At 53.1% G+C, this 26445-nt stretch carries 23 protein-coding genes; 22 read left to right on the forward strand and 1 reads right to left on the reverse strand.

The window, feature by feature from the left end; all coding sequences use genetic code 11:
* Positions 1-137 precede the first annotated feature (137 nt).
* From NSS64_RS28760 to NSS64_RS28830, 15 genes are all read left to right on the forward strand, one after another.
* Positions 138-1190 carry an LCP family protein gene (locus tag NSS64_RS28760; RefSeq protein ID WP_341142313.1) on the forward strand — a complete coding sequence of 351 codons (1053 nt, stop codon included), beginning with the start codon at positions 138-140 and terminating at the stop codon, positions 1188-1190.
* A 190-nt stretch (positions 1191-1380) separates the two neighbouring features.
* On the forward strand, positions 1381-1806 hold the full coding sequence (locus tag NSS64_RS28765) for a CBS domain-containing protein (RefSeq protein WP_036728036.1): 426 nt from the start codon (positions 1381-1383) through the stop codon (positions 1804-1806).
* A 158-nt stretch (positions 1807-1964) separates the two neighbouring features.
* On the forward strand, positions 1965-2267 hold the full coding sequence (locus tag NSS64_RS28770; protein ID WP_179090524.1) for a MazG-like family protein: 303 nt from the start codon (positions 1965-1967) through the stop codon (positions 2265-2267).
* Positions 2268-2273: 6 nt separating this feature from the next.
* Entirely contained in the window at positions 2274-3191 is a 918-nt protein-coding gene (locus NSS64_RS28775) for a DUF2232 domain-containing protein (protein ID WP_340995146.1), read from the forward strand.
* A gap of 11 nt (positions 3192-3202) precedes the next feature.
* Positions 3203-5206, forward strand: coding sequence for a DHH family phosphoesterase (locus NSS64_RS28780; RefSeq protein ID WP_340995144.1), 2004 nt, complete (start codon positions 3203-3205; stop codon positions 5204-5206).
* The gene (gene rplI, locus NSS64_RS28785) at positions 5203-5649 is read left to right on the forward strand and encodes a 50S ribosomal protein L9 (RefSeq protein ID WP_036728030.1); all 447 of its coding nucleotides are present in this window, start codon (positions 5203-5205) and stop codon (positions 5647-5649) included. The genes NSS64_RS28780 and rplI overlap by 4 nt, the downstream gene beginning before the upstream one ends.
* Position 5650: 1 nt before the next feature.
* On the forward strand, positions 5651-7012 hold the full coding sequence (gene dnaB / locus NSS64_RS28790; protein WP_036699821.1) for a replicative DNA helicase: 1362 nt from the start codon (positions 5651-5653) through the stop codon (positions 7010-7012).
* Positions 7013-7227: 215 nt separating this feature from the next.
* A complete protein-coding gene (locus NSS64_RS28795; protein ID WP_340995142.1) occupies positions 7228-8514 on the forward strand; it encodes an adenylosuccinate synthase in 1287 nt (428 codons plus the stop codon).
* Positions 8515-8941: 427 nt separating this feature from the next.
* Positions 8942-9619: a hypothetical protein gene (locus NSS64_RS28800; protein WP_341142314.1), complete on the forward strand. Its 678-nt coding sequence runs from the start codon at positions 8942-8944 to the stop codon at positions 9617-9619.
* Between the two features lie 255 nt (positions 9620-9874).
* Positions 9875-11425 (forward strand): M23 family metallopeptidase, encoded by a 1551-nt coding sequence (locus tag NSS64_RS28805; RefSeq protein ID WP_341142315.1) that lies wholly within the window; start codon positions 9875-9877, stop codon positions 11423-11425.
* 247 nt (positions 11426-11672) lie between these two features.
* Positions 11673-12404, forward strand: coding sequence for a response regulator YycF (gene yycF, locus NSS64_RS28810; RefSeq protein ID WP_036728027.1), 732 nt, complete (start codon positions 11673-11675; stop codon positions 12402-12404).
* On the forward strand, positions 12404-14236 hold the full coding sequence (gene walK, locus NSS64_RS28815) for a cell wall metabolism sensor histidine kinase WalK (protein ID WP_340995137.1): 1833 nt from the start codon (positions 12404-12406) through the stop codon (positions 14234-14236). Before yycF ends, walK begins: the two co-directional genes overlap by 1 nt.
* On the forward strand, positions 14233-15525 hold the full coding sequence (locus NSS64_RS28820) for a YycH family regulatory protein (RefSeq protein ID WP_340995135.1): 1293 nt from the start codon (positions 14233-14235) through the stop codon (positions 15523-15525). Before walK ends, NSS64_RS28820 begins: the two co-directional genes overlap by 4 nt.
* A 48-nt stretch (positions 15526-15573) precedes the next feature.
* A complete protein-coding gene (gene yycI, locus NSS64_RS28825) occupies positions 15574-16314 on the forward strand; it encodes a two-component system regulatory protein YycI (protein WP_340945843.1) in 741 nt (246 codons plus the stop codon).
* A gap of 16 nt (positions 16315-16330) precedes the next feature.
* Positions 16331-17137 (forward strand): MBL fold metallo-hydrolase, encoded by an 807-nt coding sequence (locus NSS64_RS28830; protein ID WP_340995133.1) that lies wholly within the window; start codon positions 16331-16333, stop codon positions 17135-17137.
* Here NSS64_RS28830 and NSS64_RS28835 read toward each other — a convergent pair.
* Positions 17106-17312, reverse strand: coding sequence for a hypothetical protein (locus NSS64_RS28835; protein WP_209879260.1), 207 nt, complete (start codon positions 17310-17312; stop codon positions 17106-17108). The genes NSS64_RS28830 and NSS64_RS28835 overlap by 32 nt on opposite strands.
* Before the next feature lie 355 nt (positions 17313-17667).
* Here NSS64_RS28835 and NSS64_RS28840 point away from each other — a divergent pair, with 355 nt between their 5' ends.
* From NSS64_RS28840 to cydC, 7 genes are all read left to right on the forward strand, one after another.
* Positions 17668-18915 (forward strand): S1C family serine protease, encoded by a 1248-nt coding sequence (locus NSS64_RS28840; protein WP_341142316.1) that lies wholly within the window; start codon positions 17668-17670, stop codon positions 18913-18915.
* A 393-nt stretch (positions 18916-19308) separates the two neighbouring features.
* Entirely contained in the window at positions 19309-19509 is a 201-nt protein-coding gene (locus NSS64_RS28845; protein WP_019914582.1) for a cold-shock protein, read from the forward strand.
* A 91-nt stretch (positions 19510-19600) separates the two neighbouring features.
* On the forward strand, positions 19601-19831 hold the full coding sequence (locus NSS64_RS28850; protein ID WP_036699797.1) for a cold-shock protein: 231 nt from the start codon (positions 19601-19603) through the stop codon (positions 19829-19831).
* Positions 19832-20054: 223 nt separating this feature from the next.
* Complete coding sequence (locus NSS64_RS28855) at positions 20055-21443, forward strand: cytochrome ubiquinol oxidase subunit I (protein ID WP_341142317.1); 1389 nt, start codon at positions 20055-20057, stop codon at positions 21441-21443.
* 3 nt (positions 21444-21446) lie between these two features.
* The gene (cydB, locus tag NSS64_RS28860; RefSeq protein ID WP_036728016.1) at positions 21447-22460 is read left to right on the forward strand and encodes a cytochrome d ubiquinol oxidase subunit II; all 1014 of its coding nucleotides are present in this window, start codon (positions 21447-21449) and stop codon (positions 22458-22460) included.
* Complete coding sequence (gene cydD / locus NSS64_RS28865; RefSeq protein ID WP_341142318.1) at positions 22460-24229, forward strand: thiol reductant ABC exporter subunit CydD; 1770 nt, start codon at positions 22460-22462, stop codon at positions 24227-24229. Before cydB ends, cydD begins: the two co-directional genes overlap by 1 nt.
* Positions 24226-26028, forward strand: a complete 1803-nt coding sequence (cydC, locus tag NSS64_RS28870; protein ID WP_341142319.1) for a thiol reductant ABC exporter subunit CydC — start codon at positions 24226-24228, stop codon at positions 26026-26028. The genes cydD and cydC overlap by 4 nt, the downstream gene beginning before the upstream one ends.
* The last annotated feature ends 417 nt before the right edge of the window (positions 26029-26445 follow it).

Here is a 26445-nt window from a genome sequence, read left to right on the forward strand (position 1 = left end):
GGAATAATACCATCTGAAGCAGGGCGGCGTACAGCAGCTAGAACAGCCCACTCATGACTGTCTTGGAAGCCCAAGCGGCCATTGTAAATAGATTACGTTCATAATATGTACATTCCACCATAAAGAAGGAATCAATAATGATGAATAAGCTTAAAAAAATAAAGAAAAGATACATTGCGCTCATTCTGGTACTGGTGATTGCAGCCGGAGGGTTTCTGTTCCAGAAGCCGCTTGCTGTGCTGGCCTTCGACCTCTTTTTATCCGATCAGGTGGAGAAGAAACTGGAGGATGCATCCTATGTGCCACTGGAGAATAACACCAGCAAGACACCGACTTCCGTTAAGGCTGAACCCGTGGCACTCAAAAGCGATCCGTTCTCTCTGATGCTTCTGGGTACAGATCAGCGGAAGAATGAAACCGCACGCTCAGATACCATGATGTATGCGGTGATCCGGCCGGAGGATTATAAAATTCTGCTGATCTCCGTTCCCCGGGATACCTACACGGAAATTATCGGATACAAGGACAATAAGAAGGATAAAATTACACATGCTTATGCGTTCGGCGGGCAGCAAATGTCCAAGGACACACTGGAAGCGCTCCTCGGCCATGATATTCAATATTATGCCACCATCAACTTTCAGGGGCTGAAGGATGCTGTCGATGCCATTGGCGGTGTGCCGCTCCCGATCAAGAAGGATATTGTCAACAAAGGCAAAGACCATGAGAAATTCACCATTAAGGCCAATAAGTCGAATTATAGCGGCGAAGAGGCACTTAACTATACCCGCTACCGTGAGGATAGCGACTTCAACCGGACCAAACGTCAACAGGTCTTTATTGATGTCGTAGCGAATAAAATGTTATCGATCAGCCAGATCGGCAATATTCCTGAGCTGCTGGATATCATGGGCGACAACTTCAAAACGGATATTCAGCCCTCAATGATCATCAGTCTCGCCAAGAAGTTCATGGGCGGCAAGGACATGGATATCTCCAGCTTCACGGTGATGGGGGAAGGCAAACGGATGGACGGGGTCTACTACGATGTAGTGAACGAAGAGGATCTGAATAAAGCCAAGGCGCTGATCGACAATTGGATGAACCCAAGCACACCGGTTGACCAGCTGATTGAGCCGGGCAAGGCCGGCAATGCGCTTGAGCCTTCGGCCACACCTGCAGTACAATAGGATTAGAACGGCCATTGTTGTCCGTGTAAAAACAGCAGCCATTCCCTCAAGGTTAATGGCTGCTGTTTACTGTCTTCATGCTATAATGGAATGGAACTTATTGCTGAGGGCAGACGTATTACTACGGTGGGCTTTAGTGCAAGGAAGGTAAAGTAGCATTCCTTCGGAATTCTTTGAGGAGGATCAAGAGATGAACATTGCGTTTTTTTTACTTCCGAAGCAGGAGGTCGCATGTGTTACCATGGATTCGACGCTGCGGCAGACCCTGGAACGGATGGAGTTTCACCGCTATACAGCAGTGCCGATCCTGAACCGCAACGGTGAATATGCCGGAACGGTTACTGAAGGTGATTTGCTCTGGTATATGAAGGAGTCGGGCGGCGCGGTCACTTTTGAGAATGCTTCCAAATTTCTGCTTAAGGATGTTCCGCTGCGGATGAACAATCTGGCGGTCTCGATTGATGCGGATATGGAAGATCTGATTAATTTGGCCAAGGTCCAGAACTTCGTACCGGTGGTCGACGACATGAAGCGGTTCATCGGCATTGTACGCCGGAGCCAGATTATTGAATACTGCGAGAAATTTGTCTCACGGCAATCGCTCGAATCGTTATAAGGTACCAAGGCCTGTATTTCCGGCGAAGCGGAATGCGGGCCTTTTTTGAAAGATGGAAGGCGGTATTCAGGGGCGGCAGGCGTCCGTGTGGCTCGGAAATTTTTATGCTATAATGGAGAATAATGCTTTTTGCCGGAGGTAGAGAGACAGTGCCCAATGTGCCGAAGGATCTGGATGTGGCCAAACGCGCCAAGGTAATTGAGTGGTTAAAGACGGAAGTTATTGATCAAGTCTCAAGGTTATTCAAAGCGCTGTGGGAAGGCAGTACCACGCGTGTCGGCGACAGTCTGGCCAGCCTGATTATGAGCTCGTACATCTTGGGGCGCAGACTCGGTATCCCTTATCGCGAGCTGGATGATTTACTGCTGGAGAAGCTGAGAAAGCACAGGCAGGAGGGCCATCAGCTGGAAGAATGGTACCAGGATATATCTGCATTAGAAGAACATATGCGTAAGAGGTGAATACTGTTGAAATTTCGCTGGACATCTGTGGCTTGGAGCGTAGCTTATCTGTTGCTGCTGTTATCCCTGTCAACCCCGCTTTTGCTTATTACAACATTCTTTATGATTATTCCGGCCATAGTGCTCTTTACGACCCTTAACACCAAGCAGTTCATTCTGCATCTGTTACCGGTTCTGCTGATTGTGGGCCTGATTACCCCGATGTATATCCTGATTGCGGCTTATTTCTTAATCCCGGCCCTTGTGATGGGACGATGGTACAAGAAGCGTGCTTCAGCGATTTCTACACTGATTGCCGGTATGGTCGCTATCCTAGCTGAATTCCTGCTGATCCTGCTGATCAGTACGACGTTCCTTAAGTTCAACTTGTACGACTATGTCTATGATGTTCTGAAGACCTATGCAGACTGGCTGGCAAGTATGGGGGCAAGCAATCCGCTGCTGTCCGAGATCGCCCTCTCCTCCGATCAGATTGGCCAGATGAGCTGGCTGACGATCCAGGCGATACCGATGACGCTGATCCTCAGTGCGTTCGTGATTGCGGTCATTACCCATTCCATTGTCCGCCCTATTCTGAACAGTATGGGATATGCGGTGCCCAAGCTGAAGCCGGCGCGGGAATGGAGACTGGCCAGAGCATTCATCTGGTATTATCTGCTTGGCGTCGTAATCAGCCTGCTGTTCGGCGGTGCCGACAGCGGCTTCATGCTAATGGTCTCGGCCAATCTGCTGCCGCTGCTGCAGATTGCGTTCAAGATTCAGACCATCGGCTTCCTCTTCTTCCTGGTGCATGAACGGAAGTGGAGCAAGATCATCGCTCTTCTGCTGGCCATCCCTGTTATTGCTCTGCCGGGATTCTGGATTATTGGTGTGGTGGACCTGGCGTTTCCGCTGCGGGAGCTTGTGAAGAAATCGAAACGATAGGGTGAGGGCTCATGCCAAAATTTCTGCAAAGACGCTGGCACGGCTATCATACCGTGTGGGCGTTCTTACTGCTGCTGGTCCTGATTATAGTAGTGAGTATCTATAACTGGGTCCTCGGTGTTGCCAGCCTCTTCCTGGCCGGCACATTGTGTTTCACCATGCTGCAGGCCGAGCTGTCGTTCCGCCGCAACCTTGTAGATTATATCAACGGCCTGTCCTTCCGCATCAAGCGGGTGGAGGGGGAGGCTGTAAGCATGCTTCCGCTCGGAATTATCCTGTACAGTGAGGACCGGGCGGTGGAGTGGCATAACCGGAATGCCGGCCAGATCTTCTCCCGCAAGTCTCTTGTGGGTGAAGATATGCAGGAGCTGATGCCTGAGGTTATGGCTTCTCTGCAGAGCCTGCCGTCCAAGCGGGAACCGGTTAAGGAAGGAGTATTGAAGGAGCAGCGCCATGAGCTTACGGTGGATGACCGTTATTATGAGGTCGTGGTGATTCCAAGCGAACGGCTGCTGTATTTATTCGATATTACCGAGCTTGTGGTGCTGCGTGAGCGGTATGAGGAAGAGAAGCTGGCGATTGGAATTGTCATGATGGATAATCTGGATGAGGCCGCCCAGGGGATGGATGATCAGCAGCGCACTTCGCTAATCGCCAAGGTTGCCAGTGAGATTACCGAGTGGAGCAAACAATTCGAGGTATATCTGCGCCGGTTGTCTTCCGAGCGTTACCTGATGCTGCTGAATCACCGCAGCCTTCAGGCCCTGGAGGAGAGCAGGTTCGTGGTGCTGGATGAGGTCCGTGAGATGACGGCTGACCTCAAGGTGCCGATGACGCTGAGCATAGGCCTTGCCTACGGCTCGGAATCGGCCAGTGAGCTGGGAGCGCTTGCCCAGTCGAGTCTGGACATGGCGCTCGGCAGAGGCGGGGACCAGGCCGCTGTGAAGGCGGGCCAGCGGCTCTCCTTCTACGGCGGCAAGACCAATGCCGCCGAGAAACGCACCCGCGTCCGGGCGCGGGTGATCGCCCACGCCCTGCGGGATCTGATGCAGGAGAGCGACCGGGTACTGATTATGGGGCACCGGATACCGGATATTGACGCGGTGGGGGCGGCGATTGGCCTGCTCAAGGCGGCACAGATGTACAATGTGGAAGCCAGCATTGTGATGGAGACACCGAATCCCTCGATTACCCGGATGATGGAGGAGATTCGTAAGGATGAGGCGCTCTACAAGACCTTCATCACGCCAGAGCAGGCTCTCCAGATGATGACGGAGCATACGCTGCTCATTGTTGTGGATACACACAAGGCTTCCATGACTATGGAGCCGAGGCTGGTGCAGGTTGCCAGCCGGATTGTGGTGGTTGACCATCACCGCCGGGGTGAGGAGTTCATCAATGACGCTGTGCTCGTGTATCTGGAGCCGTATGCGTCATCGACCTGTGAGCTGGTGACGGAGCTGCTGCAGTACATTCATGACAAGATTAAGCTCAGCCCGCTGGAGGCCACGATGCTGCTGGCCGGGATTACGGTCGATACGAAGCATTTCGCGCTGCATACAGGCTCGCGGACCTTCGAGGCCGCCGGGTTCCTGCGCCGGGTCGGGGCGGATACGATTCTCATTCAGCGCATGCTGAAGGAGGATTTGCAGGAGTACATCTCGAAGGCGGAGATCATCAAGCATGCGCGCATGGTGTATGACCAGATAGCACTGGTGGTCACACAGCCCGGGATGAAGATACCGCAGCTGCTGATCGCCCAGACGGCGGATACGCTGCTTGGGATGACGAATGTGGTGGCATCCTTCGTCATCAGTGAACGTCCTGACGGCCTGATCGGCATCAGCGCCCGTTCTCTGGGTCGGATGAATGTGCAGGTAGTCATGGAGAAGCTGGGCGGCGGCGGACATCTGTCCAACGCGGCTGTACAGCTTGAAGGAACAACCAAAGAAGCGGAAGCCAGACTGCTCGCAGTGCTGGCCGAAATTGAAGCGAAAGAGGGGTTATTTGAATGAAGGTCATATTCTTGAAGGATGTTAAGGGTCAAGGCAAGAAGGGGCAGGTTAAAGAGGTGTCGGAAGGCTATGCAGCCAATTTCCTGCTGCCGCGCGGGCTGGTTCGTCCGGCTACAGACGGCAATGTGAAGACACTGGAGAACCAGGCGGCAGCCGAACAGCGCCGCAAGGACCAGGAGAAGGAGGAAGCGGTACAGCTGGGCAAAAAGCTGGATGAGCTGACTCTGACTCTGAAGGCCAAAGCTGGCGAAGGCGGCCGTCTCTTCGGCGCTATTACCAGTAAGCAGATCGGCGAGACACTGGCAGCTACTCAGGGCATCGTGATCGACAAGCGCAAAATTGAGCTGAGCGATTCGATCCGCCATGTAGGCACGTTCCAGGCAACAGTTAAGCTGCACACTGAAGTAAAGGCTAACCTCACGGTTCAGGTAACGGAGGAGTAGGATGGGTGGAGATCTCTTTTTCGATCGGGTTCCCCCGCAGAATCTGGAGGCAGAACAGGCCGTACTGGGTGCAGTTCTACTGTCGGATGAGGCGCTGATTACCGCGATGGAGCGGGTGAATACCGAAGACTTCTACGACAAACCGCATCAGATGATATTTGAGGCGATGGTGCAGCTCGGAGAAGAGAGCCAGCCGATTGACTTGATTACATTGACCTCCCGCCTCCAGGATAAAGGGGAGCTTGAGGATATCGGCGGGGTCAGCTATCTGGCGAAGCTGGCGCATGCGGTGCCGACTGCGGCCAACGTCGATTATTACGCCCAGATTATTGAAGAAAAGGCGATGCTGCGGCGGCTGATCCGCACAGCCACGCAGATTGTCAGCGAAGGCTATACCGGCGGCGAAGACGTAGGCATTATGCTGAGTGACGCCGAACGGCGAATCCTGGAGATCTCGAACCGCCGCAGCGGCAGCGGGTTCATTGCCATCCGCGATGTGCTCATGCAGGTATTCGACCGGGTCGAGCTGCTCCATCAGAATAAAGGCGGAACCTCGGGGATTCCAACCGGGTTCGTTGACCTGGACCATATGACGAACGGCTTTCAGCGCAATGACTTAATTATTGTGGCGGCCCGTCCTTCTGTCGGGAAGACAGCCTTCGCTCTGAATATCGCGCAGAATGTGGCGGTGCGGGCGAAGGAGACGGTAGCCATCTTCAGTCTGGAAATGTCGGCGCCCCAGCTGGTTCAGCGTATGATCTGCGCAGAGGCCAATCTGGACGCCAATATTATGCGTACCGGTGATTTCAAGAGCGATGATGACTGGTCCAAGCTCACGATGGGCATCCAGTCGCTGTCCGAGTCCGAAATCTACATCGACGACACTCCGGGCATCACGGTTACCGATATCCGGGCCAAATGCCGCCGGCTTAAGAAGGAAAAGGGACTCGGGATGATTGTCATCGACTACCTGCAGCTGATCCAGGGCCGGGGCAAGGCCGGCGAGAACCGCCAGCAGGAGGTATCGGAAATCTCCCGTACCTTGAAGCAGATCGCCCGTGAGCTTGACGTTCCGGTTATTGCCTTGTCCCAGCTCAGCCGCGGTGTGGAGCAGCGCCAGGACAAACGGCCGATGATGAGTGACCTTCGTGAATCAGGCTCTATCGAGCAGGATGCCGATATCGTAGCGTTCCTGTACCGTGATGATTATTACAATCAGGATACCGAGAAGAAGAATATTATCGAAATTATTATTGCCAAGCAGCGTAACGGTCCGGTAGGGACGGTGGAGCTTGTGTTCCTCAAGAACTTCAACAAGTTCGTCAACTACGAGCGGGCCCATGCAGAACCATTTGCAGGTTAGGCAAACTTCGCACAATACACGAACGATCGCACATTTCAGTCTGTGATCGTTCGTTTTTATTTGACTTTAAAAAGTGCCGCTGTTACACTGATTATTGTGCTTTGGCGGCCTGCCCGCCTGTGTCCGGAGGGCTGCGTACAAGATGAAGCGCGTACAGAGCCCCTATGATAAGCGGAAAAATAATGGTGCTTGCTAGCACCTACGGAGGAATGTACATGTCAACGGTAGTCGTCGTGGGAACACAATGGGGAGACGAAGGCAAAGGCAAGATCACGGATTTTCTGGCGGAAAGTGCAGATGTGGTCGCCCGGTATCAAGGGGGTAACAATGCCGGTCACACGATTCTGATTGACGGAAAGAAGTTCAAGCTGAGCTTGATTCCATCGGGTGTATTTTATAAAGAGAAGACTTGTGTTATCGGCAACGGAATGGTCATTAACCCGGAAGCGCTGATCCAAGAAATTAATTATATTCATGACAATGGCTTCGATACGAAGAATCTGGTCATCAGCGATCGTGCCCATGTCATTATGCCTTATCATATGGTGCTGGATGCGCTTGAGGAAGACCGCAAAGGCCCGAACAAAATCGGTACAACACGCAAGGGGATCGGCCCGTGCTACATGGATAAGGCTGCCCGTAACGGCATCCGGATTGCCGATCTGATGGACGCTGAGGAATTCGAGCTGAGACTTCGTCCATTGATGGAAGAGAAGAATCAGGTGATCACTCAGGTATATGGCGCTGAGCCGCTGAATGTGGAAGAAATTCTGACCAAATATCTGGAGTATGCAGAAGTGCTGCGCGGCTATGTAACCGATACTTCGGTGGTACTGAATGATGCGATTGATGCGGATTCCCGGGTGCTGTTCGAAGGTGCGCAGGGCGTGATGCTCGATATCGACCAGGGAACTTATCCGTTCGTTACTTCATCGAATCCTTCGGCTGGCGGCGTCTGCATCGGTTCGGGCGTGGGCCCGTCCAAGATCCAGCAGGTTATCGGTGTGGCGAAGTCTTATACTACCCGCGTTGGAGACGGCCCGTTCCCTACAGAGCTGAATGATGCGACCGGTGATTATATCCGCGAGACCGGGCATGAGTACGGAACCGTAACCGGACGCGCCCGCCGCGTGGGCTGGTTCGACAGTGTGGTTGTGCGCCACGCCCGCCGCGTCAGCGGAATCACCGGCCTGTCGCTGAACTCGCTGGATGTCCTGAGCGGTCTTGAGACTGTGAAGATCTGCACCGGCTACAAGTACCGTGGAGATATTATCACCCATTACCCGGCAAGCCTGAAAATGCTGGCAGAGTGTGAGGCGGTCTACGAGGAGCTTCCAGGCTGGAGCGAAGACATCACTGCGGCGAAGACGCTGGAGGATCTGCCGGCCAACACACGCAAATACGTGGAACGTGTATCGGAGCTGACGGGTATTCCGATCTCGATCTTCTCTGTGGGCCGCAACCGTGAACAGACTAATCAAGTACTGCCAATCTATATCTAGACTGAAGCAGAACTAAATAGATACGTATAGGAGCAGGGGCCTCGGTGAGGCTCCTGTTTCTGTATGTCTATATGGATTGAACTAAAAATTTAAGCTAAAGGAAAAGTGACGGAGGGGAATTTTGGAACTGGAGGAGCGGTAGCGACCGCCTTTGTCTACGGATTTCAACCGTTAATACGGTAAAAAATCATGAAATCTGTAGACAACAGCGGCCGGAAGTCCAAAACTTCTCTGGAGTCACGGCTAATTCCAAAGCATTAAAATCATTAGTTCAATTTATATAGATGTTTTTCAGCAGGTTAATCAGCTCTTCTGTGCTTCGATGACGTTTCCCGGGCGTTGTTCTAGTCAATACTGTGAGAATGGGATCAATAGCGAACTGATTCTTCAGAGATTGAATAGAGCAGGGTGTAAGGGAGTGATGTTGATGAAAATAGTGAAGCGTGCGCTGAGCGTCTGCCTGATTGTAGTGCTGGCGAGCGGCCTGTCCATGCTGACAACGGCCTATGTGGTGAATACGTATATCCAGTCGGTGCTGGCCAGCTTCGATATTAAGCTGGACGGGCCGGGGCCGGGAATCGGCGGCTTCGTGAAGAGTCTGACCGGTATAGGCGGCAGCGGAACGGCCTCCAAGGAGAACTCCAAAGCGGCCTCAAGCGGGACGAACAACTCTGCGAAGGAAGCTGATGCGAGCAAGGTGGATGGGGTGAAGAAGGACAGCAGCGGCGGAAAGAGCGGCAATAATCAGGAGAAACCGGTGGACGAGACGGTGCCGGACAATGCACTGCCTGTGATGGGACAAGCTTCGGCGGGAGAAGAACAAAGTGAGCAGGGACTTGACCAGAATCTGGTGATGACACCCGAGGCTATGAACGACTTGAAGGAGAAGCTCCCCGCGAGTGAGAAATCCAATATCTTCAATATCTTGATGAACAAGCTTCCCCCGGAGGAGATGGTTAAGATCTCCGCTGCTCTGGAGGGCGGCTTGACAGAGAGCGAAGTAACGGAACTGCAGGGAATCATTGAGAAGTACGTGGATGAGGATGAATATAAGGCGCTGATGAAAATGCTTACACCAGATAGCGGAGGGACGAATCAGAATTAAAAATTGTCATTTTTTGGACACGATTTTGCCGTTTAAAACGCATATTTTTGGAAAAAACCCGCGAATTTCGCGGGTTTTGCCATAGGAGCAAAGTTGAAATTTTTCTTCAGGCTATGGTACAGTAAAAAAGGACTAATAAGGGTTAATATTTTGTAACCTTTTTACGTATGCGTCACACAGTCATATTCGTACTCATGCAAATCGGGTGCGCGAAGCATATACATTCTTGTTTTTACAGCCGAAAGGGAGAGTTCCATGAAAGGATTTAAATTTATGCGCCGGATGGGGAACCTGCGGAACCGCGTAGAAGCATCCGCAGGATCTGGTGCAGCAGGTGAACAAGGTAAGGATGCAATGACTGCGGGTGAACCCCGTGTCTTTCAGCCGGAGATGAAATCCCGCCGCCGGCGTTCATGGATACTGGCTTCTGCTGGTCTGGTTCTGTTGACCACCTTCCTGGTGGGGGCACAGAAGAAGCAGGTAGCAGCGAATACAGTAACCTATTACAAAGTGCTGGTGAACGGTGAGGAGATTGGAGCGCTGAACCAGCAGGCGGATTTGAACAAGCTGTTCGAGGAGAAGAGACGGGAATATCAGCTCAAGTATCCTGACTCTGTGATGGTACTACAGACCGGCGGTATTACGACCGAGGCCCAGCGTGCTTACAAGCCGGAGATTAACAGCGAGGCTACACTGGACAAGCTGGATGGTATGCTCAAGGCTTATGCCGTAGGCGTACAACTCGCTGTAGACGGGGAACCGCTCGGGATCGTGAAGGATCAGGAGACGGCGGCGGCGGTGCTTCAGGCCGTTAAGTCGCATTACGCTCCGCAGAATGCGGCAGCTCCGGGTGCGAAGCTGAAGAAGACTGCGGCCAAGGCGGGAGCGGCGGGTTCAGCCGCCAATGATCAGGTGGAGTCGGTCAAGATCCGGGAGGAAGTGAACATCGTTCCGGTGAAGGCAGATCCCAATAAGGTGCTGAGTGTAGAAGAGGCAGTGAAGGTGCTGACCGAAGGCAGGGAGGCGCCGCTGCGCTATGCGGTTCAGGAAGGCGACACAGTCTCCGCTATTGCTTCCCGGTTCAATATCACTCAGGCGGAGATTTTCCGCAATAATCCCGAGGTGAAGGAGCTTAGTCTGCAGATTGGGGATGAATTGCAGCTAACGGTGCCACAGCCTGACCTAACGGTAGTGACCGTAGAACAGGTAACCGAAGAGGTGGTCACGGAGCCTGAGGTTATTATCCGCAAGAGTGACCAGCTGCCGGCAGGCAAGCGGAAGGTAGTCCGCCCCGGACAAACCGGGCTCAAAACAATGAAGTACAGGCTGACCAAAGAGAACGGACAGGTGGTTCAGGAGGAGTGGCTGGGCCAGAGCGTAGTGAAGGCTTCCCTGCCTGAAGTGGTCTATTCCGGCACCAAGGTTGTAGGTGAAGGAACAGGAATGTTCGCCTGGCCGGTTAGCGGAGCGATGATCTCCAGCAGCTACGGCGAGCGTTGGGGACGCACACACAAGGGAGTCGATCTGGTATCGGCCAACCGCACGATCAAGGCTGCAGACGCTGGGACGGTCAGCTTCGCTGGTGTGCAGAACGGGTACGGCAATGTGGTGATCGTTAACCATAACAACGGATACGTTACGTACTATGGGCATTTAAGCAGTATTTCGGTCTCTGCCGGACAGAAGCTGGGACAGGGCAGCCCCATCGGAATTATGGGCAGCACCGGGCGCTCGACGGGGACGCATCTGCATTTCGAGATCCGCAAGAACGGGACGGCCATCAATCCGATGAAATACCTAAAGTAAAGAATGACAGATAGGCTTCCATTCTATAATTCCCTGCCGTCCGGATGATTTCGGGCGGTTTTTTATTTCCCGCTGAACCGCGTTTCTACTTGGATTTATAGGTTTTTGGGACCTCCGGAAAGTACCTGAGTCATCCTTGAAGCGAAAGCCTCACTTTGTGTGGTGATTTAGATGTGACACCAAGGCAGGTATGTTAAAATAAAGGAATCAGGGTTTCGAGTATCGTTAGAAAGGTGAAGCTGAGCATATGCAAATGGGAACGATTCTTGTAGTGGATGATGAACAACCTATTGCTGATATATTGAAATTCAATCTGGAAAAAGAGGGCTACGAGGTCATCTGCGCCTTCGACGGCAACAGTGCGGTGGAGCTGGCTCTGTCCAAGCGCCCCGATCTGATGCTGCTGGATCTCATGCTGCCCGGTAAGGACGGAATGGATGTCTGCCGTGAGGTGCGCTCTGCCCATCTGGATATTCCTATCATTATGCTTACCGCCAAGGATGGGGAGATTGATAAAGTGCTGGGTCTGGAGCTTGGTGCGGATGATTATGTGACCAAGCCGTTCAGTACCCGTGAGCTGCTGGCCAGGGTTAAGGCCCAAATGCGGCGCCAGCATAAGCCGTCCCCGTCGGAAGCGCCTAGTGAGACAGTGGAGAGCAAGCAGGGGGTCTATCATTTCGGATTATTCATTGATACGGATATGTACATGGTCTACAAGGATAGTGAGCCGCTGGATCTGACGCATCGTGAATATGAGCTGCTCTATTATATGATCCGCCATGCGGGCAAGGTAATGACCCGGGAGCATCTGCTGCAGGCTGTGTGGGGCTTCGAATATTTCGGCGATGTGCGGACGGTGGATGTGACCATCCGCCGGCTCAGAGAAAAAATTGAGGAGAATCCCAGCAAGCCGGAGTATATTCATACCCGGCGCGGACTCGGTTATTTGATGCATAGCCCCAAAAACGGAGGGTTGTAATGAAGGCACTGTCCTTTTTCCGGACGATTCAGGCCAGGCTTATCGTAATCTACGTGCTGCTGATTCTGATTGCGATGCAGCTGATCGGCGTATACTTTGTCAGCTCGATGAAGAACTCGCTGACGGATAACTTCACCAAGGATCTGAAGGCCCGGGCCGAGATGCTCTCGATCCTCACCGCTGACAAATTCGGCAGTGAGACAGGAACAGCCGATGAGGAATCGGCGGTGGAGAGCCTGCGCGGCATGGTGAATAATCTGTATATCAATGGTGCAGAAATTCAGGTGCTGGATGCGAGCGGCAAGATTATTACCACCTCGATCCCTTCGCAGAATGACTATGTCGGCCAGCGGAACACGCAGACCGTGGTCAGCCGCGCCTTGCAGGGGATCAGCGATAATGAGGAATATATCATCGCTGATGATAATGTGCGCAAGAAGGTAGTGGCGAAGCCGGTAATTTCCGGTGATAAGGTGGTAGGCGCCATCTATATCGCCGCCGACATGAAAGACTTATATGCTACCATGAGCCGGATTAACAGTGTATTCCTCTCGGGGCTGCTGCTGGCGCTGGCGCTCACGGCCGTGCTGGGGGTCATTCTGGCCCATACGATCACACATCCGATCAAGGAGATGACCAAGCATGCCACGGCTGTGGCCGAAGGGCGCTTCAACCGGAAGGTTCCTGTGTTCGGCAATGATGAGATTGGCCAGCTGAGCCAGGCCTTCAACTATATGACCGACCGGCTGCGCGAGGCGCTGCTGCAGAACGAAGAGGAGAAGGAGAAGCTGTCGTCCATTCTCGCCAATATGAGTGACGGTGTCGTAGCCACAGACGAGAGTGGTGCGGTGATTCTGATGAATACCCGCGCTGCCCTGATGCTGGGCGCGGAAGGACCGCTTCCGGCAGGAGCCTCACTTGGCGGGCTGCTGGGGCTGGAGCCTGAGCAGTCTGTCTCGGTAACTCAGGGCGTTCCCCAGTCGGCTATGCTCCATCTGTCTCCCATGGGCGGAGAGGACCCCAATATTGTGCGGGTGACCTTCACCCCGATTCACCGCCGCGAAGGCGGACGGATCGCCGGGACGATTGCGGTGCTGCAGGATGTTACGGAGCAGGAGAATCTGGAGGAGTCCCGGCGGGAGTTCGTGGCCAATGTGTCGCATGAGCTGCGGACGCCGCTTACGACGATCAAGAGCTATGCAGAGGCGCTGGATGACGGCGCACTTGAAGATCCGCAGCTTGCCGTGCGGTTCGTCGGCGTTATCCGTAATGAGACGGAGCGCATGATCCGGCTGGTTACGGATCTGCTGCATCTGTCGCGGCTGGATTCCAAGGAATCCAGCCTGCGCATTCAGCAGACGGATATCACCGAGATGCTGGAGGATGTGGCGGACCGCTTCTCCTTCCAGATCCGCCAGAAGCGGATTCACATCAGCACCAGGGTGCGCAAGGATGTCGCTACAGCCTGGCTGGACCGCGACCAGATTGATCAGGTGCTGGGTAATCTGGTCTCCAATGCCCTCAAGTATACGCCGGAAGGCGGGACGATTCAGCTGGAGGCGCATAAGAGCGAGGACGGCATGCTGGCCGTGTCTGTCCGCGACTCCGGTATAGGGATTCCGAAGAAGGATATTGAGCGCATCTTTGAACGCTTCTACCGGGTCGATAAGGCACGCTCGCGGAACATGGGCGGAACAGGTCTGGGGCTGTCCATTGCCCGGGAAATTGTCAAAGCCCACGGCGGCTCCATTTCCCTGCAATCGGAGCTGAATGAGGGCTCGCTGGTCACGTTCACACTGCCTTTGATGAAGCAAAGGGGGAGTGAGGCGTGAAGGAGAGAATCAAGTCATGGATGCTGGTCCTGCTTATACTCGGAAGTCTCGTAGAGAGCTATTATCTGATCTACAGGCTGCCCGGCAGTGATTCGGCAGTGTTGTCGAAGACCTTATATGTGAAGACGGATAATATGGGGCCGGAGGAGAAGGTGGAGAACCTGCTCTACCCCGATAAAATGATCATTCATATGGGCGGGGACAAGCATACGCTGTTCTACCCCAGCTCCACCTTCTATAATCTGATTATGAACCGCCTGAAGGGCCGCAGCTTCGAGAGCTTCCAGCGGCGGTCCGTACAGGACTTCGACTGGGACAAGATCCGCAGCGAGAATCCGGGCATTGAGCTGTCGTTCGGGGCAGGCATTCCGGTAACGCTGCTGCAGCGGGTCATGCAGATCTCACCGGATTCGCTGTTCGAGGGGGAGAGCATTGACCGGATCTGGATCTATAATATCAAAAATGACTCCAAAGCCCATGCCATCTTCTTCAGCACACGCGGGGATATTGTGTACGAGGCAGCCAAGGCGGACCTTACGGTCCAGGATGTGCAGCAGCATGTGGACTTCGGCAAGAATCTGACGCTGTATACAGCCGTGAACGGTGAGTACTATGTTCCTGAGGCGGATGTTCCGCTGGTTAAAGTTGTGATGCCTGCGGGTATGTATACCATTGAGCAAATGCAGAGCAATCTGTTCTTCGATGCGGGCAGCACCAGATACATTCCGGAGAAGGATGGCTCCAAGATTTATACGGACAGCAAGCGCAGCCTGCAGGTAGACCAGGAACAGAACTGGATGAGCTATAGCGACCCGGCTGCACTGCCCGATGGCGACAGTACACCGGCAAAAGATGCGCTGGAGGCGGTGGATTTCGTGAACCGGCACGGCGGCTGGAACGGAACCTACAGGCTGGCTGCTACGGAGGAGGGCCGGCAGGACCGCAAGGTTTCTTTTCAGCAATATTATGGTGCTTATCCATCCGGCTCCTATCCAATTATGAGCAACCCGCAGCTTCAGTATGGGGTAATCCATCTGGAGCTCCAGCAGGGGACGGTCTCTTCCTATGAGCGCTCCTTGATGTATACGAATGAGGACAAGTCTGAGAAGACCATTGTCGAGCTGCCCGGCGGCGAACTGCTGAAGCAGCGGCTGGCGCAGATCGGCAGCTCCTTGCGGATTGTTGAGCTTACGCCTGCTTATATGCCTGCGCTGGCCGGGGAGAAGCTGCAGCTTCATCCCGTCTGGCGGGTTACGCTTAGTGATGGCAGTGAGCTTACATTGAATTAGGGCGGAGTTAAGCCAAGCGGACAGAATACCGATTCGAGGAGGGACGTTATGGACTGGGGAAGGGCCAAGAGTGTATTGATATATGCCTTTCTGGTGCTGAATCTGCTGCTGTGCTATCAGCTATGGATCGATGTGCGCGATCAGGTCAGTGCGGGACTTGACTTCACTTCCCTGTCCGCAGAGACGCAGGCGGTGATGGAGGAGAAGAATATCCGGCTGCTATGTCCGATTCCGGCTGCTACTCCGCAGCTGCCTGATATCACGTACCGTTATTCGGCCGAAGAGCAGAATGAACTGCCTGTGAAGCTTAAGGAGCCGATCGACAGCAAGCTGATGTACTCCTCGTTCTCGGAGCTGAGCAATCTGCTGAAGAGCCAGATTCCCGACATTGCCAATTACCGGTTCGATTCACAGGAGAGTGAGGTTGGGAGGTTCGTCCTGCATCCGCTGGTGGATAACAAGTGGTCTCTGTTCAGAGTGCGGCTGGAGCTGATTAACAGTGACCAGAAGATTGTGGCCTACCGCTGGCCGAAGATTGAGATCGCAGCAAGCCGGAGCGAGGATCTGCAGAAGGTGCTCCCGGCTTCGCAGGCGCTTAGCAGTCTGATCGAGAAGTATTTTCCTGCGGATGCCGCAGTGAAGGAGATTGAGCTGGGCTATTACGGCGAGCTGTTCAACTCCGAGAGTCAGGTGGCTTCGCCGATGTGGCGGTTCATGCTGGAGGACGGAAGCGCCTATTATATGGATGCGATCAGTGCGGACATTATCAGTCCGAAGACAACAGAGTAGAAGGAGCAGGAGAGATATGGGGATTTCATTTACAGTACTGTCCAGCGGTTCTACCGGGAATGTGACAGTGGTGCGCAACGGCGAGACCACACTTATGATCGACGCGGGTCTGAGCGCGAAGCGGATTGACGAGCTGCTGGCCATGCGCGAACTGACGGGAGCGGAGCTGGACGGAATTCTTGTGACCCACGAGCATTCGGATCATATTAAGGGACTGGGCGCGATGGCCCGCAAGTATAATCTTCCGATCTATGCGAATTCGAACACCTGGGGAGCCATTGAGAAGGGGATTGGCAAGATTGAGGAGCATAACCGGGTCGTTATGGAAACCGGGCAGCACCGGGATTTCGGCAGTATGCGGGTGGAATCCTTCGCCATCTCCCACGATGCTGCGGAGCCGGTAGCTTACAATTTCTATGACGGCAAGGAGAAGCTATGTGTTGCGACAGACCTCGGGTATGTCAGCGACAAGGTGAGAACGGCCATATCGGATGCCGATGTGCTGGTGCTGGAGTCGAATCATGATATCGAAATGCTGCGGATGGGGCGTTATCCCTGGAATACGAAGCGGCGGATTCTCGGCGATCTGGGGCATCTGTCCAATGAGGCGGCAGGCGCAGCGCTCAGCGAGATTCTGAGCGGGCGGACCAAGCGCGCTTATCTGGCACATCTGAGCAGAGACCATAATATGATGGATCTGGCGAAGATGTCCGTGCGCGGGGCTATGGAGGACCGGGGCTGCTTTTACAAAGACAGTGAGTTCAGGCTCTGCGACACCTACTATGACCGGCCTACGCCATGGGATAAGGTGAGCCAGTCATAAGACGGTCAACCTCGGTAATCTTGTGCTCCAGCTCCTGGCGGGAGAATAGCCCTTTATCAATTAACAGCTCAATCATTGCATGCTGGACAAGAATCAGCTGATAATGTTCATCCTTAAGGTCCCCCAGCTTGCCAATGAATTGCACCAGATCTTTACTTGTTGAAAAAGATTCCATAGTCGGGCCCTCCTTGTGAAATGGATAGTAATGAAGCTGTGAATAATTTACATTTATTTAACATAGAAAACATGTGGGCAGCGCGGCTGCCTGTGATACAATCATATAGAGCGTTCTAATCCTATTGTAGTCTTTTAAGTTGCAAAATATTCCGGATACAAGCTGTTAAACTTTTTAGTAGCTTATTAGAATAATAGACATCCCTTGCGCTTAGAACCCACTGGAATGTGGTGAATAAATCAAGTGAAACCTTTTAGTACTTCGTGAAGTCTAAGAGATATAGCGGGTAAGCTCGGGCGTGGTTGCTTGGCGTTCAGTCGTGAATGCGGTGGCAATAGAGGGGAGAGAGTGTAACATGGGATTATTCGATGATGATTTCTATTCAACCAAGGTGTCACGGCGCAAAAGCGGCAAATCTAAATCAACCGGCGGTTATGCTGACGGCAAGTGGGCTGTCCGCAAATCGAAGCGGTCGCTGGCAACCTGGCAGATCTCGCTGATCAGCTCTGTCTGCAGTGCTGTAGTGGCTGTGCTGCTGTTCAGTCTGGTAACGGGACAGTTCGCCGCTGAGAGAGCTCAGGCTCCGGTGGTTATTGATAAGGTGGCTGCGAGCAGCGCAGATCCGTATGACCGGATTATTCAGGCTGCTGCACATATCCGCCCTGCGGTAGTGAGCATCATTAATCATAAACAAGACAATAAGGAACTTAATATTCTCGATGAGTCTGCGCTAGGCTCGGGAGTTATCTATAAGAAGGATGATAATAAGGCATTTATCATCACGAATAATCATGTCATTGAGGGTGCCGGCAAGCTGGAAGTGGTTACAGTAGACGGCGTGACACACAAGGCGGAGCTGGTAGGCGCCGACAAGGTGAGCGATATTGCTGTGCTCTCCATTGACGGCAAGGGAATCGACCGGATTGCTGAGATCGGGGATTCCTCCAAGCTGCGTCTGGGTGAGACTGTCATTGCCATCGGCAACCCGCTGGGGCTTGGAGATACACTGACTTCCGGCATTGTCAGCTACACAGAGCGGACGATACCGGTGTCACTGAACCAGGACGGCGTGTACGATTGGGAGCAGGAAGTAATCCAGACGGATGCGGCCATTAACGAGGGCAACAGCGGGGGCGCGCTAGTGGATCTGGACGGCAAGGTGATTGGTATCAATACGATGAAGATCTCCGATACGGGGGTAGAGGGACTGGGCTTTGCGATTCCCGCCAATCATGTGGTGGATACAGCCAATGAGCTTACCTCCAAAGGCCGGATAGCCCGGTCATATCTGGGCGTCTATTCAGTGGATCTGAATAATCCGTATGTGCCGCTGGCCGACGACCAGCGCAAGGAGCTTAATCTTCCGTCTGTAGTAACCGATGGGGTTGTAGTTCTGGATGCGGTGGGACCGGCGAAGGATGCGGGTCTGCAGCTTAACGATGTAATTACGAAGTTCAACGATAAGCCGATTACCTCCACCCTGTCGCTGCGCAAATATCTGTACGATCATACCAAGATCGGCGATAAGCTGAAGATTACCTTTTACCGCAATGGTGAAGTGAAGCAGACCACGGTCCAGCTTCTTGAGAAGCCAGAGGAATAAAATTGGAAATGGCCGTATATAATAATGAGGCAGTCACGATTACGGAAACAGTTCAAGCCGTCCTTTTCAGGAAAAAAGAAGAGGGCGGGGCTGTTTCAAGAATAAATAAATGGGGTAATTGGTAGCATTGGGTATAAATATTACAATTTAATATGACTGGTAGCCCTTACATTGGGAAGTAGTCCTTATAAGGGAAAAAACGGAGGAATTAGGATAGAACAGCTTGCCTTTGTTATTAAGGTGTGGTAACATGAAATTATTCTTACATTGATACCTTATTCTCGCATTGAAAAGGGCTGTCAACCAAAGCTACAACCTTTCTCAATGTGTGAATTTTTTCTTTGTCTGAAGATAAAAAGAACATATTAATTTAAATTTGTGGAGGTAACACACATGCAAACAGGTACAGTTAAATGGTTCAACGCAGAAAAAGGATTCGGTTTCATCGAAGTTGAAGGCGGAAGCGACGTATTCGTTCACTTCAGCGCAATCACTGGCGACGGCTTCAAAACTTTGGACGAAGGCCAACGCGTTGAATTCAACGTTGTTCAAGGCAACCGCGGACCACAAGCCGAAAACGTTGTAAAACTGTAATTAATAGAAGGTACCGTCCCCGCTTGTGAAAGTTGGGACGGTCTTTTTTTATCATTACTTGCTTGCAACATAAAGGAAGGGAGGAACGGCAATGAACTACCGGAAAAAGCCTTTGGAGGAAGTACCGGAAGAAAATACCGCAATTTGGGCCTGTACCAATGAGGATTGCAATGGATGGATGAGGGATAATTTCGCATTTGAACATGCGCCTTCCTGCCGTCTCTGTCATTCCCCAATGGTTCGTAGCATGAAGATGCTGCCGCAATTGCTTAATTCAAATGGCGATCTCAAATCGCTTAAGAAAGGTATTTCCATTACCTAGACCAATACCTTTATGAGTCAAGACAACTATATATGCAGGGCACCTTCAAGACGGTGAAACCGTCTTATTTTTTTTGCTTTTAAATGCAAAATTGTGATATTTGTCACAAATTTATTGTTTTTTATGCCTAAACGGGGCGTATAATGTGATAATTATCACACTTTGAGTGATAGAAATTTGACAAAATAGACATAACGAAATGGGGAGAAGGAAGGGGAGAAATATGGATACAGTACTGCTGTCGCGTATACAATTTGCGTCGACGACAATTTTTCATTATTTCTTTGTGCCAGTATCGATCGGACTTGCGCTCATAATTGCCATTATGGAGACCATGTACGTAAGAAAGGGCAATGAAGAGTACAAAAGAATGGCGCAATTCTGGGGGAAGCTATTCCTGATTAACTTCGCAGTAGGTGTAGTAACAGGGATCTTGCAGGAGTTCCAGTTCGGGATGAACTGGTCGGATTATTCGCGCTTCGTCGGTGATGTGTTCGGGGCTCCGCTTGCGATTGAAGCCTTGTTGGCCTTCTTCCTGGAGTCCACGTTCATCGGAATCTGGATCTTCGGCTGGGATAAGGTATCCAAGCGGATTCATCTGTTATCCATCTGGCTGGTTGCCTTCGGAACGATGCTGTCGGCATTCTGGATTCTGCTGGCTAACTCGTTCATGCAGCATCCGGTCGGCTTCCAGATTAGCAATGGCCGGGCTGAGATGAATGACATCTTCGCACTGATTACAAATGGCCAGCTGCTGGTCGAATTTCCGCATACAGTGCTTGCCGCCTACGCTACAGGCGCCTTCCTGGTAACAGGGATCAGTGCTTACAAATTGCTTAAGAAGCAGGACGTTGCTTTTTTCCGGAAATCATTCGAGATTGCAGCCATTGTAGGGGTTATCTCTTCCTTCGGCGTTGCGGTTGCAGGACATGCACAGGCTCAATATCTGGTAGAGACACAGCCAATGAAGATGGCTGCATCCGAAGCGCTGTGGGGTGAGAGCGGCGACCCGGCACCTTGGACGGTATTTGCCAATATCGATGTGAAGAACCAGACCAACAGCAATGAAGTTCAGGTTCCGTATCTGCTGAGCTTTCTGTCCTACAGTAAATTCTCCGGTGATGTGAAGGGGATGCTGGAGCTGCAGAAGGAGTATGAAGTAGCCTACGGACCAGGAGATTATATTCCGCCGGTCAAAACAACCTTCTGGAGCTTCCGGATCATGGTTGCTGCCGGCACGCTGATGATGCTGTTCGGGGTATATGCTATCTACCTCATGTGGCGTAAAAAGATGGACAGACCCAATACCTGGTTCATGCGCTTCATGTTCTGGGGACTGCTGCTTCCGCCGATTGCCAACACGGCCGGCTGGATTATGACAGAGATCGGGCGTCAGCCATGGACTGTATTCGGACTTATGACTACAGAAGACAGTGTATCACCTAATATTACGAGCGGACAGGTGCTGTTCTCGGTGATTTCTTTTACTGCGATCTATGCCATATTGGGTGCAGTGCTGGTCGGCCTGTTCGTCAAAGTGATCAAAAAAGGTCCTTATGCTATGGATAACGAACACGGTGAATCCCACGATCCGTATAACAAGGAGGGCTAACCCATGTCACTTAATGAATTATGGTTTCTGCTGATTGCGGTGCTGTTCGTCGGGTTCTTCTTCCTGGAAGGCTTCGACTTCGGTGTAGGGATGGAGACGCAGATTCTGGCTAAGAATGATACGGAGCGACGGATACTGATCAATTCGATCGGGCCGTTCTGGGATGCGAATGAAGTATGGCTGATTACGGGTGCCGGTGCAATGTTCGCGGCCTTCCCGCATTGGTATGCTACGCTGTTCAGCGGCTTCTATATTCCGTTTGTATTTGCTCTCCTGGCGTTGATCGCCCGTGGTGTCGCCTTCGAATTCAGAGGCAAGCGCGATTCCAAGGCTTGGCAGAAAACATGGGATGTCTGTATCTTCTTCGGCAGCTTCCTGCCGCCGTTCCTGCTCGCCGTGGTATTCGCCAGCTTCATCAAGGGTTTGCCGATCGACAAGGATATGCAGATGTATGCCGGATTCTTCGATATCGTCAATGCGTATACGGTGGTTGCAGGAATTACGGTTGTCCTGCTGTGTCTGGTACACGGGCTGATGTTCACTACGCTCCGCACGCTTGGAGATCTGCAGGAACGGGCGCGTAAGCTGGCCCAGAAGCTGCTGATTCCACTGGCGGCGCTCTTGGTAGCCTTCGTTGTGATGACATATACTATGACGGATATCTTCGATAAACGCGGAACGCTGCTGTGGATTGTAGTTGTTCTCGCTGTAGCCGCTTATCTGCTGGCCGGATATTTCATGACTAAGAAGAAGGACGGCTATGCCTTCGGGATGACCGGCGCTGTGATGGCGCTGTCTGTTGCATCGATCTTCATCGGACTGTTCCCGCGGGTGATGATCAGCTCGCTGGATCAGGCGTTCAACCTGACGATTACGAATGCGGCCTCCGGCCAATATTCGCTGAAGGTGATGACGATTGTAGCGCTGACCTTGCTGCCGTTCGTGCTGGGCTATCAGATCTGGAGTTATTTCATCTTCCACAAACGGGTTCATGAGAAGGAGCATCTTGAATACTAATGGATAAAAATTTGCTTGGGTACAAAGGAGTTAAGCCTGTCTTTCTGCTGGTTGGCTTCCTGACCCTGGTGCAAAGCTTCTCCATTCTTCTGCTGGCGAAGTCGCTGGCAGAAGCTGTCTCTGCGCTGTTTGCAGGAGAACCGCTGAAGGAACAAGGGGCTAGAGCGCTCTTGTTCCTTCTTGCGTTTCTTGTGCGCCATGCCTGCGCTCTGCTGATGAGCCGGGTGTCGTACCGCTTCGCAGAAGCGACCGGCAGCAGCATGCGGAGACAGATGATGGACAAGCTGTTCCAGCTGGGACCAAGGCTGGCTGGCGACCGGGGGACCGGAAATATGGTCACATTAGTGCTTGAAGGAGTAACGAAGTTCCGAACGTACCTGGAGCTGATTATTCCGCGTATGGTCGGTATGGCGGTCACACCCGCTCTGCTGCTTATCTATGTATTCACCCTGGATACGTCCAGCGGTGTCATTCTTACCTTAACGATGCCGATCATTATTGTATTCATGATCCTGATCGGGATGACGGCCCGCAAGCAGATGGACCGTCAGCTGAAGTCTTACCGTACCTTATCGAATCACTTCGTGGATTCGCTACGCGGTCTGGAGACGCTGAAATTTCTTGGACGCAGCCGCAGCCACAGTGAGAGTATTGCCAAGGTCAGTGACCGCTACCGTTCAGCAACCATGCGTACGCTGCGAGTCGCTTTCCTGTCATCGTTCGCGCTGGATTTCTTCACTATGCTGTCTGTCGCTTCGGTAGCGGTAAGTCTCGGTCTGCGTCTGGTTAATGAGCAGATGACGCTGGTTACCGGACTAACGATCCTGATTCTCGCGCCGGAATATTTCCTGCCGGTGCGGCTGGTGGGTGCAGATTTCCATGCCACGCTGGACGGCAAGGAAGCTGGAGAAGCGATGAAGAGCATCATTGACCGTGAGATGGTCCAGGCGAAGCTGCTGGAGCCGGGTGGGCAGAAGGAGATGACAGGCCTGGGCGGAGCTTGGTCCGGCGACTTTTTCACGTGGAACAATAACAGCCGCCTGAAGCTTGAAGGGGTTGGCGTGACCTATGAAGCGGATGGAGTGTCGTCACTTGAAGCTGTTCATCTTGAATTCAGCGGTTATCGCAAGATTGGCATTATCGGAGAGAGCGGGGCAGGGAAGTCTACGCTTGTAGATATTCTGGGCGGCTTCCTTCATCCAACCTCTGGGACACTTACGATCAATGGAAACCGTGTCAGCGCGCTGACCGATGAGAGGTGGCGGAAGCAGACGGCTTATATTCCGCAGCGCCCGTATATCTTCAGCGGCACTCTGGCTGATAATGTCCGGTTCTATTATCCTGAGGCTTCCCAGGAAGCGGTAGCTGCCGCATTGAAGTCGGCAGGTTTATCGAAGCTGGTATCCTCGCTGCCGGAGGGATTGAACGAAATGATCGGCGGCGGCGGCCGTTCGCTCAGCGGCGGACAGGAGCAGCGTGTGGCTCTGGCCCGCGCTCTGCTGAGCAGCCGCCCCATTATGCTGCTGGATGAGCCGACGGCCCATCTGGACATTGAGACGGAATATGAGCTGAAGGAGACGATGCTGCCGTTATTCGAAGGCAAGCTGGTATTCCTGGCTACACACCGCCTGCATTGGATGATCGACATGGATCTGATTGTCGTTATGCAGCGGGGACGGGTGGCTGAAATAGGCACACACGACGAGCTGACTGCGCGGAAGGGTGCTTATTATGAGCTTATTCAAAGTCAATTGGAGGGAATCCATTGAAACGTGAAGGATGGTTTGCTCCCTATTACTCTGCCTACTTCTGGCGGTTCGTGTTAATTATCTTGCTGGGCGCACTGACGATCTTCTCAGCGTCTTCGTTGATGTACACCTCAGGCTTCCTGATCTCGAAGGCCTCGATTCCGCCGGAAAATATACTGATGATCTATGTCCCCATTGTTGGTGTGCGTACCTTCGGGACCAGCCGGGCTGTCATTCACTATGTGGAACGGCTGGTGGGACATGACACGATTCTGCGCATTCTGTCGAAGATGCGGATCCGGCTGTACCATATGCTGGAGCCGCAGGCACTGTTCTTATCCACACGCTTCCGTACCGGGGATATTCTCGGTATGCTTGCCGATGATATCGAATATTTGCAGAATGTGTATCTGCGTACGGTCTTTCCGGGTATTATCGCGCTCTTAATCTATGCAGCGGCGATGATTGCGCTCGGGACGTTTGATGTGGCCTTTGCTCTGCTTATGGGACTCTACATGCTAGTGCTGGTTGTCGTATTGCCGCTGATCTCCCTCCTGCTGACCCAGAAGCGTCAGCGTCAGGTGAAGCAGGAGCGCAACCGGCTGTATCAAAAGCTGACAGATGCTGTGCTTGGCTTAAGCGACTGGGTAATCAGCGGGCGGCAGAACCAGTTCGTCGATACGTACGAAGCAGACGAGCAGGCGGTTGCCCGCGTAGACGGTTCGCTGCGGAGTTGGGCACGGCTGCGTATGTTCATCGGGCAGGCGGTTGTCGGCCTGGCCGTGTTGTCCTTGTTATACTGGGCGGCTGGACAGTATGCTGAAGGGGCGATTGCCGGAACGCTGATTGCGGCGTTCGTGCTGGTAGTCTTCCCGGTAGCGGATGCCTTCCTGCCCGTATCCGAGGCTGTGGAGAAAATTCCGCAATACCGGAATTCACTGGAGCGGCTGGAGGGCGTGGAAGCCGCAGCGGGAGATGCACCGCTTAGCGCGGGAACTGCTGCTGGGAATGCCGGAGCGGAAGCTCAGGCTGACGCTGCGATGCAGGCGGCTAAGGCCAGCGGGCAGGTTCAGATTGAACTGAAGTCGGCGGGCTACCGCTATGCGGCAGGTGACGACTTCTCTGTTCAGGGGTTGGACCTTGCGCTGCCGCAGGGGCGGAAGGTTGCAGTTATCGGCCGCAGCGGAGCCGGTAAATCGACACTGCTCAAGCTGGTGCAGGGCGTGATAGCGCCCACCGTCGGCTCTGTGACGATTAACGGTATCGATGCTGCGGCTTACGGTGAGCGGATTCCGCAGCTCATCGCGGTGCTGAACCAGAGCCCTCATCTGTTCGACACCACGGTGGCGAACAATATCCGGCTCGGGGACCCGGAGGCTTCAGAGGCAGCGGTCCAGCAGGCGGCAGCCCTGGCGAAGCTGGATACGCTAATCTCTTCGCTGCCGGAGGGCTATGATACTCCGGTACGCGAGGCGGGGCAGCGCTTCTCCGGCGGAGAGCGCCAGCGCATGGCCCTGGCCCGTATTCTGCTGCAGAATACGCCGGTAGTCGTGCTGGACGAGCCCACGGTTGGTCTCGACCCGCGCACGGAGCGCGAGCTGCTGGCCACGATGTTCGAGGCAATGGCCGGCAAGACGCTGATCTGGGTCACGCATCATCTGGTGGGTGCCGAGCAGATGGACGAGGTCATCTTCATGGAGAACGGCCAAGTGGAGATGCGCGGCACTCATGCCGAGCTGATGGAGCAGCAGCCGCGTTACCGCAAGCTCTATGAACTGGACCGGCCGGGTCAATATCTGAATGGGGCAGATGGTGTGTAGAGGCTAGGATTAGAGCCGAGGTAAGTGTGTGAGTACAAAGGTAAAGCTCTTCCTGTCCCGCTGGGGGCAGGAAGAGCTTTTTTTGCACGTGGGCCCCAATGTAATCGGAAAACCGATCACATTGGGCGAGTGCTGGGGTGTGCGGGTCGGATGTAATCGGAAAACCGATCACAATGGGCGAGTGCTGGGTGTTGGGGCGGGATGTAATCGGAAAACCGATCACATTGGGCGAAGTGCTGGGTGTTGGGGCGGGATGTAATCGGAAAACCGATCACATTGGGCGAGTGCTGGGTGTTGGGGCGGGATGTAATCGGAAAACCGATCACATTGGGCGAAAGTGCTGGGTGTTCGGGCCGGGTGTATGCGAAAAAAGGTGCCTGGCTGTGGATGGGAGACGTTCAGGAATTAAGGTATACT

The sequence above is a fragment of the Paenibacillus sp. FSL H8-0122 genome (assembly GCF_038005345.1).
GTDB lineage: Bacteria > Bacillota > Bacilli > Paenibacillales > Paenibacillaceae > Paenibacillus_AQ.